Here is an 8,538-nt window from a genome sequence, read left to right as displayed (position 1 = left end):
CATCACAAGGTGTCCACCTATTTTGGTGGACACCTCATGCATCAGAGCACTCAACAGCAAAAGGTGCGGGGAAATTCGCGCTTACGTAGTTGACATGATCGAATGTTCGGCGGAATCGCTGGGCGTCTTCGCCCACTGCTAATAGAATGCGCTGCGAGATTGCTCACGCTGCTTTTCTGGCAGCCGCCCTAAACGGACGGTCAATGGTGAACGCATCTGGACGGATGGCTGCCTCGACCTGGCTCCAGGTCACGGGACGGGCGATTGGGAAGCCGGGTCGCGCTCGTGGGGAGAAGGCGCCGACCGCCGTGTTGCCGCGCCCATTGCGAAGGTAGTCGATGAAGATGCGGCCCTTTCGGGCTGCCGGCGCGGCGGAGAGCAGATAGCGATCAGGATGGGCTTCAGCGAGGCGCTTGGCGAACGATCGGGCAAGGAGCCGGGCATTGTCGTGCGTGATCTTCGTCTCAAGTGGGGCCATCAGGTGAATTCCCTTGCCGCCCGTCACCTTCGGCCAGCTCTGCAGACCTTCCGCTTCCATGATGTCGCGGAGCGTTAGCGCGGTCTCGATCACTTTGTCCCACTCGACCCCCTCGCCCGGATCAAGGTCCAGAACAACCCGGTCGGCATGTTCGATGTCGTCAACAGTAGCGTTCCAGGGATGCAGCTCTACCGCATCCATCTCGACCAGCCCCAGCAAGCCGGCAAGGTCGTCCACCCACACGCGCACACCTTCGCCACCCTCGCGCTTTTGAACGCGCAACTGATGCACTGCTGCGGGGATCTTCGGCAGCGCGCCCTTGTGGTAGAAGGTTGCCCCGAGAGCATGGCGGACCAGCTTCAGCGGTCGGTGGCCGAGATGGACGAGTGCGTAATCGGCAACCCTCTGCCAGTAGCGCGCAAGCTCTTCCTTGGAGGGCGAGACCGCGTCGGGCAGCAATTGCAGGATGTTCTCCCTGGGAATGCCATGTTCCTGGGCTGGCCCACGTCGCTTTGATGGCGCCGGAGGCTTGGCCGGGATCGCCACGAGGTCTTCTCGCAGACCCTTGAATACTGCCTCGCGCAACACGCCGCGATCAGTGACGCCGCTGAACTGTACCTCGGCCAGCACCTCTGGTCTGACCCACGTCGCCTTCGGCTTCACGATGGGCTCTGACAGAGGCGACTTGCTGATGATCAGCGGGTCGAGCCGCTCTCGAACCAATTGAGCAACGCTCAAGGTATAGCCGCTGCGGGCCTTCCCGGCATAGAGCAGTCGGTCGCCCTCGCGGCGACCGATGTAGAGGGATGCGATGCGGCGCGGGTGAGCGCCCAGCTTCTCGACAAATGCCACGATGGGGAAAGTGTCGCTCTTGATGCACTTCACCTTGAGCCAACTCGTCTGGACCCCTGAGCGGTAGGTGGCATCGGTGCGCTTGGAGACGATGCCCTCCAACCCCATACGGCAGGCATGTTCAAACACGTCCGTGCCGCCCAACTCCAGATGTTCGGCGTAGGTCAGTGTCGGAGCTGAGTTCTTCAGCAGCTTCTCTAGGGCTGCCTTGCGCCTTACCAGCGGCTGCTGCCGCAGATCGCGCCCGTTGAGGTGCAGCAGGTCGAATGCGTAGAAGATGAGCCTCGGCGAGTCTGGGTTGCTCAACTCCCGTTCCAACGCTTGGTAGTCCGGCAGGCCAGTGTCGCCGAGAACGACAGCCTCCCCGTCGATGATCGCCGCCTTCACCGGCAAGCCCGCCGCCGCTTGAACAATTCGTCGGTATCGGTGCGACCAGTCGTAGCCACGGCGCGTGAAGGCTCTCGCTTTGCCGCCCTCAATGATCAGTTCGGTGCGGTAGCCGTCGTACTTGATCTCATGAAGCCATTCGCCGCCCTCGGGCGCATTCTCGACCAGCGTCGGCGACTGGAACTCAATGAAAGAAAGCCCGTCTGTGGCGTTACGCATGCACCCTCCGCCGGCGAGTCAAGACGCAGAGCAGCAATAGGTTCCGGGGCATTTTAGCGAAATTGTATGTTGGGGCAGTTTATGGTTCCGTTGGAATTAGCATCAATTATCAAGTCGCGCACATAGCAAGGACTGGCGCGAGCTGGAGGCGGATTTGCTATGGCTCGATCCGCCGCCAGCCAAAATGCAATGACAATAGCCAACGGCTTGGGAGGCTTGCGTGGCGCGGATCGTAGTCGCACCGCAATTGCACCGCCGTGAAGTCGTAGTCGAGGTGTCGGGGTCCGCCGAGCCTCCCTGCACCATCCTGATCTGATGTGCGTCCTGACATGGACTCTCCTTCCATGGCTGCATCGGGGCAAGCGGCAATTTCTGTCCTCACCAAAGGTCCGCTTTGTGAATAGCCGTTCATTGCGGCTGCCATGGATGAGCAACGGTTGGGTGGAAGCCTCACATTGCTGCGATCGATTTGAACCGGAACGAGCCGCCATGAGCAGAAGTTGAGAAACACCTTCCGAAGTGGACATTCGGGTGATGCGCTAGGCACGGAAGCAAGGAGGCTCGTGCATTCGGCGCGCGCCCTCTTTAAAGCCGTCACGGGGCTTGCAATTCGGTGGCGCATTGCGACACTCGCTGCATGAGCACGTCCGCACAACCTGTGCGTCTGGCCCGCCCCGAAAAGAAGCGGCGTCGCATCCCTATTGCGGTCATCATGGCGTTGAGTTTTGGCAGCCTCGTATTCCTGTCGGTCGGGGGCGTGCTCGCGTTGTCGGTCGGCGCCAATTTTCGCAACACGTTCGACTTGCTCGGCGCCCAGTCGACACTCCTGATCGATGCGATGGAGGACTCGCTGCGCGCAGAGATGGGGGACGCCGAGAACGCGGTCGACGGCATCGCGCAGCTGTATGCCCAGGGCGAGTTCCAGATCGACGACGAGGCGATGTCTGCAGCCGTTGCCGGCGCTCTGGCTACCGCCTCGGGGGTCGAGGCGATGCTGATCTGCACCCCCGACCTGGTCTGCCGCGGCGCCGCGCGCTCCGTCGAAAACAACGTTGCAACGGGCGCGATCGAGCATTTTCCGGCCAAGCCCGAGAAGTCGCCCCAAGTCCGCGCCGCCCTCGAACAACGCAGACGGGTCGGCGGCAGGCAATGGGGGGCATTCGTAGCCAACGAGTTCGGCCTGTACGCGCATGTCTCAGTGCCGCTGGCACGTGATGGCGTGACGCAGGCCTGGGTGATCGCGGCGGTCGAATTGCAGAAACTGTCCGATATCACGCGGGAGCTATCATCGCGATTTGGCACGCATGCCTTCATTCTCGATGGCGAAGACCGCGTGCTCGCCGACCAAAGGCTGGCCGATCCCGACGCTCTGAAGAACGGCGTTCTGCCGCTGACGCCGCTGGCCACGTATGGCGATCCGGTATTGGCCGCCTATAGCGCGCGGAAGGTAGAGCGGGATTTCGACACGCGCCGCGCCCGCGACATAGAAATCGCCGAGATCGACCGCAGCGTGGACAATGCGTCCGAGTGGAGCGGCGACGCCACCTACATCGCCATCACCCGCAAGATCGCAGGCTATGGCGACGAGCCCTGGACGCTCGGCGCGTATTTCGAGACCAGTCAGATCAGCAAGGAGATCGAGCGCGTGATGGGATCGGCCCTGCTCGGTCTTGGGGCGATGGCCGTGGCGGTCATCGTCGCGATCCTGCTTGGGAGGCGCCTGTCGCGACCGATCCAGGCGATCGCCGGCCAGGCCATGCGCGTTGCCGATTTCGATCTCGACGGCGTGACTCCGCTGCCGCGCAGCAGGGTTCGGGAGTTGGACAACCAGGCTTCGGCCTTCAACGCCATGCTGATCGGTCTGCGTGCATTCTCGACCTATATTCCGCGCTCGCTGGTGGCCAAGCTGGTGCGCACCGGAGAGATCGGCATCGCCGAACCGCGCGAAGCGGTCGTCACCGTCATGTTTACCGACATCGTCGGGTTCACCACGCTGTCGGAGCAGATGGACGCCGCAGCCGCGGCCAGGCTGCTGAACCACCACTTCGCGATCCTGTGCGGCGCGGTCGATGCACATGGCGGTACTGTCGACAAGTTCCTGGGCGATGGCATGCTGGCGTTCTTCGGCGCGCCGGATCGTCTGAAGGGCCATGCCGCCGCGGCCGTCCGCGCCGCCGCGGCGATCCGCGAGGAGCTGGACAAGGACAATCTGGAAGCGGCTGGCGAAGGCCGGCCTCCGCTTCATGTCCGCATCGGCATCCACACGGGCTCCGTCATCGTCGGCAATATCGGCGCATCCGATCGCGTGAACTACACAATCGTCGGCGACACCGTGAACATCAGCCAGCGGCTTCAGGAACTCGGCAAGTTGCTCGCACCAGATGCCGCGACCGCCATCGCGATTTCCGGCGAGACTGTTTCGCGGCTCGACGAAAAGTTCGAAACGATCCCGGCGGGCAAGCACAGGTTGCGCGGCCGCGGCGAAGCGACGGAAGTCTTTCAGCTTCGCAAAGTCGCGACGTCAGCACCGCCCCGTGTGGACGTTCGCCACGCCCAAGCAGGCTAGGGCCATGCCGCTTCCATGCCGCTGATCGGCGGCTTGGAGAAGCCCGCGCGAATGCTGGTTCCGGCCTGGCTCGCGAGGCTCACAATCGTCCTTCCGTCGACCATAGTGACGCCTGAGCGGTCAGGGCGTAGACGGACGAGCTACAGAAGCGCGCGGGATCGAGCAGCATTCGGCCGGCTGCGAACTGACTTCGGAGCATGACCCCGGCACGTCCCGCCCTTACGAGCTGCCGCGCGCGATCGGTTCCGCGTCGACCTCACCAAAGGCTCTGACGGTCCGCTCCTCGCGCTTGACGCCGTAAGGTGTAAACGGCGGTTCCGCATTTCAGCTTACGACTTCAATTGAAATCGGGAAATAAAATCGACACCCGCAAATACCAACGCCGCCGCGATCGTTACCGAGTCAACCTGGCCAAAGCGTCCGGGCTAAAAAGCACCCTCCCCTGCCGGCGGGGTTCAAGGCCTCGCCAGGCGCGCTCAGGAGGCTGGTGTGATCAACATCAGCGGTGGAAAATAGGTGCGATAACGGCCGACGTCGCGGGTGAGCAGTGGCAGCTCACCGACCGCCGCGTGGGCGCCGATGAAGAAATCCGGCAGCACCCCAGTGCGCGATCAGCCCGATTTGCCATACTGGGTGAACACCTTTCCGCTGAGGCCAAAGAACACTATCGACAATGACCGCTTATCGATAGTGACTTGACCAAGCGTTGACCAACCGGCGGAATCGACGCTATGGTCGCGCAAAATCGCGTTTGTCGTGCAAGGCTGCGCTCAGCGCGACGAGAGTGGCCGTCGCGACAGCGTACAACGCCACGCGAGGACGGAAAAATGACTGTCAAGGTCGGCGAGGCCAAGACCCATCTCTCCGAACTGCTGGCAAAAATCGAGGCCGGCGAGGAAGTGATTATTTCGCGCGGCAACGATCCGATCGCAAAACTCTCCCGAATCCACAAGGATAACCGGCTGGACGCCTTGATCGACGAGGTTCGCGCCGCGCGCGCCAAGGCGAAGTCCGTGACCACTGAAGAGATCCTGGCCTGGCGTCACGAAGGGCATCGCTACTGACGATCCTGGTCCTCGACGCCTCTTTTTCCGCGGCCTGGCTCTTGCCGGAGGAGCACAGTGAGGCGGCCGAACACTGGTCGCGGGACTGAGAGGTCAATCTCCAGTCCCTTCCCTGTTCTGGCATGAGGCGCGCAGCATTGTCCTGACGGCCGAACGGCGCGGGCGGATCGTTGCCGGCGAATCGATCGCCGCCATGGCACGACTTCGCCGGCTGTCGCTTGAGGATGCGGGCGCCGGGCGTGACGGGATCATCATCAAGCTTGCCACCGGGCACGGTTTCAGCGCCTATGACGCCGCCTACCTTGCTGGCAATTGAAACCGCGTTGCCGCTGGCCACCCTCGACCGCAAGCTCCCAGCTGCCGCGCGCGGCCAGGGAGTCCGAATTCTCGAACGGCGAATGTCAACTGACCGCGTCGCTCGGCCACCGGGCAATGGTGTTCGACGCGCCGAGGCGCTCGACGCATTGGATTCGGTGCTGCCCTTCGACCGCCGCGATCTTTTGGCCGAGATCCTGACCGATGGCGATGTCGAGACCCTGCGCCACCTGGCCAAGGACGGCATCGGCGCAAATTCTCTCCGGCCACTGGCCTCCGACCTCGGCTATCTCGAGGCCTGGTCGCTCGCCGCGACCGGACAGCCGCTGCCCTGGCCGGCTCCGGCAGCCTTGTTGATCAAGTTGGTCGCCCACCACCTTTGGGACTGTTCCCGGCGCTCAACCGATCCGGGCATGGCATGTCCGTTGCCGTCATGGCTGCGCCGAGGGCGGAGGGACTGTTGCGGGTAAAAGCGGTCCGCATGCCCCGTGCACCGTGCGCTGGCGGCTGTCGAGCTGGTCGACGCTGACTCAATGGCGCGGTTTGCGCGGAAATTTTGCAGCTCCGGGCCTGCGCAGCGCTATTGAACTGGCGGTGCGCGCCAGCGCCCGTCCGCGCGCCCGCAAGAGCAGGAAGGCTGTGACCGCCGATATTCTGGCCGCCCTCCTGAAAACATGCGCCGGCGACCGTCTCGTCGACGTCAGGGATCGCGCGATTCTCATCACCGCCTTCGCCTCCGGCGGCCGGCGTCGCAGCGAAATTTCTTCGCGTCGAACAGCTGGTCGACGAAGACCCGGTTCCGGCCGATCCCAACGCTCCCGACGGCGATAAATTGCCATGCCTGTCGATACGGCTCGGCCGCACAGAGACGACGCAAGCCGACAGCGACGCTTTCGTGCTGCTCGTCGGCCGGCCTGTGCTGGTTTTGAAGGACTGGCTAGCGCGCGCCGGGATCAGGGACGGCGCCGTGTTTGGCGGCATCGACACTGTGGCAATCTCCAAGCGCGCGTCCTGACGCGCAGGCCGTCAATCTGATCCTGAAGCGGCGCACCACCGAGGCCGGGCCCGATCCGCAAGCCTTCTCCGCCCACAGCCTGCGCTCCGGCTATCTCACCGAAACCGCACGCCGCAGCAGGCCTCGAACTACTACAATGACTCGGAACGCACGCTCGGGCGGGCGGCGCGGATAATCGCCTGAGTCGCAATTCGATCCGACCCTTGCGGCGTTAGCTCCAGGACAAGTGGTTTCGAGGCAGCCGGCCTCCCGGATCGATCACCTTGACCTGGTGCGGGAGCACCTCGCCCCAACTCCATAGCACGAGGTTCTGATCGGATGTGCCGGCACCTGGCGCGAAGCTGGGCACGAGAATGCCGAACTTGCCTTCAGCAACGAAGCGGTCATGGATGCTCCATGACGACGGCCGTTTGCCATCTGCGAGAAAATCCATCCAGGCACAAGCCATATCTTCGAACCAGATCCCGGCGTCGGCCTGGCCTTGCGCCGTCCTCAGATCGACAATGTCATCGCAATCGATCTCGTATGAGCAAAGCACGCAGGGATGAATGCGATTTGCAAAACCCTGATTGGCCTCCTTCACGGCCGTCATGATGTCGAGCGCCAGATAAAGCGTACGCACACCTTTCGGGTTGAACCTGGCACCCCGAATAGCCGCTCCGTCGCCTGAGATGGGCTGGAAGGACCACCGCGGATCATGGGCGCGGTGGCAAATTCCGACAAACCTCAAGCAAAGCCACCAACGGCGACATGATCCAGGTAGTCGCGAACCGCGCTGGCCTTGCCTTCCTTAACCAGAGCTTCCGCCGTCCGCCCGCCGAATGCCGGTATCGGCTGGGCCCGGTACCAGGCCATCGCCTGCTCCTTGCCTCCAGCCCAGTCGATCACCCTGCTGATGATCTCAAGCATTTCACGAAGGCGACCTTGCGTCTTTGCAGCACGGCTACGCTCAGCCCTATAGAGGGTTTCCCGCGCAAGACCCGCCGTCTCGGCAAGCTGACCCTTGGACATACCGAATCCATCCGCAACCTGGGCGACAGCGATCTTCCCAGCCCGATCCATATACGACAGCACCAACGGTTCGTTCTGAACTGGAACTTTCAACGCTTGGATCATCCCTGTCCCCCTTGCCATATCCAGAAACACATTTCTTGTGCATAAGATATGGCATTAGCGACGGATTACAAGCTTCGGTTGGCTGATGAGGAGTCGTTGAGGCCTCACCAGACGCATTCACACGTTCGTGTTCTGGCACATGCCTTGTGTGTACAAAACCCAAAAACGGCCCCGAAACCGGCCAAATGCACGCACAACGTCCAGTTCTCCCGATCGGCCGCCCATTGGCGATGCCCGCGTCTCGACCGAGGATCGGGCGACCGACGCCCAGGTCGACGAGGTCAAGGCGGCTGGCTGCTGCCTCGTCCACCAGGAGCACGGCTCCGGCGCCTCGCCCTCCCGGTCGGTGCTGGCGAAGCTGATGCGCGAGATAGCCGCATGGGGGACACACCGCTATGGCGATATAGCGCTCAGAATCTCCAGGGTCGTCGCCGGCGATATCCTGCCGAGACGGTCACCCACGCTTGCCGTGGGCACCCGTAATGGAAACGATGGCGGGCGCTACCGTGACGAACAGGATATAATG

General features: G+C 62.8%; 6 protein-coding genes and 3 pseudogenes. 5 read left to right on the top strand and 4 right to left on the bottom strand.

Going from position 1 to position 8,538, the window contains the following annotated elements; translation table 11 throughout:
• Window positions 1–163 precede the first annotated feature (163 nt).
• The gene (ligD, locus tag NKJ23_RS22245) at window positions 164–1,936 is read right to left on the bottom strand and encodes a DNA ligase D (protein ID WP_352682392.1); all 1,773 of its coding nucleotides are present in this window, start codon (window positions 1,934–1,936) and stop codon (window positions 164–166) included.
• Between the two features lie 637 nt (window positions 1,937–2,573).
• On the opposite strand from ligD, the gene NKJ23_RS22240 reads away from it, so the two are divergent.
• Window positions 2,574–4,502 (top strand): adenylate/guanylate cyclase domain-containing protein, encoded by a 1,929-nt coding sequence (locus tag NKJ23_RS22240; protein ID WP_352682391.1) that lies wholly within the window; start codon window positions 2,574–2,576, stop codon window positions 4,500–4,502.
• A gap of 476 nt (window positions 4,503–4,978) precedes the next feature.
• Here NKJ23_RS22240 and NKJ23_RS22235 read toward each other — a convergent pair.
• Window positions 4,979–5,155: pseudogene (locus NKJ23_RS22235) on the bottom strand (type II toxin-antitoxin system VapC family toxin); the annotation flags it as partial.
• A gap of 174 nt (window positions 5,156–5,329) precedes the next feature.
• Between NKJ23_RS22235 and NKJ23_RS22230 the strand changes: the two are divergent.
• The 3 genes and pseudogenes from NKJ23_RS22230 (at window position 5,330) to NKJ23_RS22220 (ending at window position 7,079) form a co-directional block, all read left to right on the top strand.
• Window positions 5,330–5,566, top strand: coding sequence for a type II toxin-antitoxin system Phd/YefM family antitoxin (locus tag NKJ23_RS22230; RefSeq protein ID WP_352682389.1), 237 nt, complete (start codon window positions 5,330–5,332; stop codon window positions 5,564–5,566).
• A 193-nt stretch (window positions 5,567–5,759) separates the two neighbouring features.
• On the top strand, window positions 5,760–5,882 hold the full coding sequence (locus tag NKJ23_RS22225) for a hypothetical protein (protein WP_352682387.1): 123 nt from the start codon (window positions 5,760–5,762) through the stop codon (window positions 5,880–5,882).
• A gap of 82 nt (window positions 5,883–5,964) precedes the next feature.
• Window positions 5,965–7,079, top strand: a pseudogene (locus NKJ23_RS22220) (site-specific integrase).
• A gap of 28 nt (window positions 7,080–7,107) precedes the next feature.
• On the opposite strand, the gene NKJ23_RS22215 reads toward NKJ23_RS22220, so the two are convergent.
• Both NKJ23_RS22215 and NKJ23_RS22210 read right to left on the bottom strand, forming a co-directional pair.
• The gene (locus NKJ23_RS22215; RefSeq protein ID WP_352682386.1) at window positions 7,108–7,626 is read right to left on the bottom strand and encodes an RES family NAD+ phosphorylase; all 519 of its coding nucleotides are present in this window, start codon (window positions 7,624–7,626) and stop codon (window positions 7,108–7,110) included.
• Complete coding sequence (locus NKJ23_RS22210; RefSeq protein WP_352682384.1) at window positions 7,623–8,012, bottom strand: antitoxin Xre/MbcA/ParS toxin-binding domain-containing protein; 390 nt, start codon at window positions 8,010–8,012, stop codon at window positions 7,623–7,625. Before NKJ23_RS22210 ends, NKJ23_RS22215 begins: the two co-directional genes overlap by 4 nt.
• Before the next feature lie 139 nt (window positions 8,013–8,151).
• Between NKJ23_RS22210 and NKJ23_RS22205 the strand changes: the two are divergent.
• Window positions 8,152–8,379: pseudogene (locus NKJ23_RS22205) on the top strand (recombinase family protein); the annotation flags it as partial.
• Window positions 8,380–8,538 lie beyond the last annotated feature (159 nt).

It is taken from the genome of Mesorhizobium sp. M0184, assembly GCF_040322215.1.
Taxonomy (GTDB): Bacteria; Pseudomonadota; Alphaproteobacteria; order Rhizobiales; family Rhizobiaceae; genus Mesorhizobium.
The sequence above is the reverse complement of the archived record's forward strand: the minus strand, read 5'-3'. Positions and strand labels throughout refer to the sequence as shown.

Bases quoted from the DNA above. Each gene is read 5' to 3' on its own strand.
- ligD (WP_352682392.1), bottom strand. From the start codon at position 1,936: ATGCGTAACGCCACAGACGGGCTTTCTTTCATTGAGTTCCAGTCGCCG.
- NKJ23_RS22240 (WP_352682391.1), top strand. From the start codon at position 2,574: ATGAGCACGTCCGCACAACCTGTGCGTCTGGCCCGCCCCGAAAAGAAG.
- NKJ23_RS22230 (WP_352682389.1), top strand. From the start codon at position 5,330: ATGACTGTCAAGGTCGGCGAGGCCAAGACCCATCTCTCCGAACTGCTG.
- NKJ23_RS22225 (WP_352682387.1), top strand. From the start codon at position 5,760: ATGGCACGACTTCGCCGGCTGTCGCTTGAGGATGCGGGCGCCGGGCGT.
- NKJ23_RS22210 (WP_352682384.1), bottom strand. From the start codon at position 8,012: ATGATCCAAGCGTTGAAAGTTCCAGTTCAGAACGAACCGTTGGTGCTG.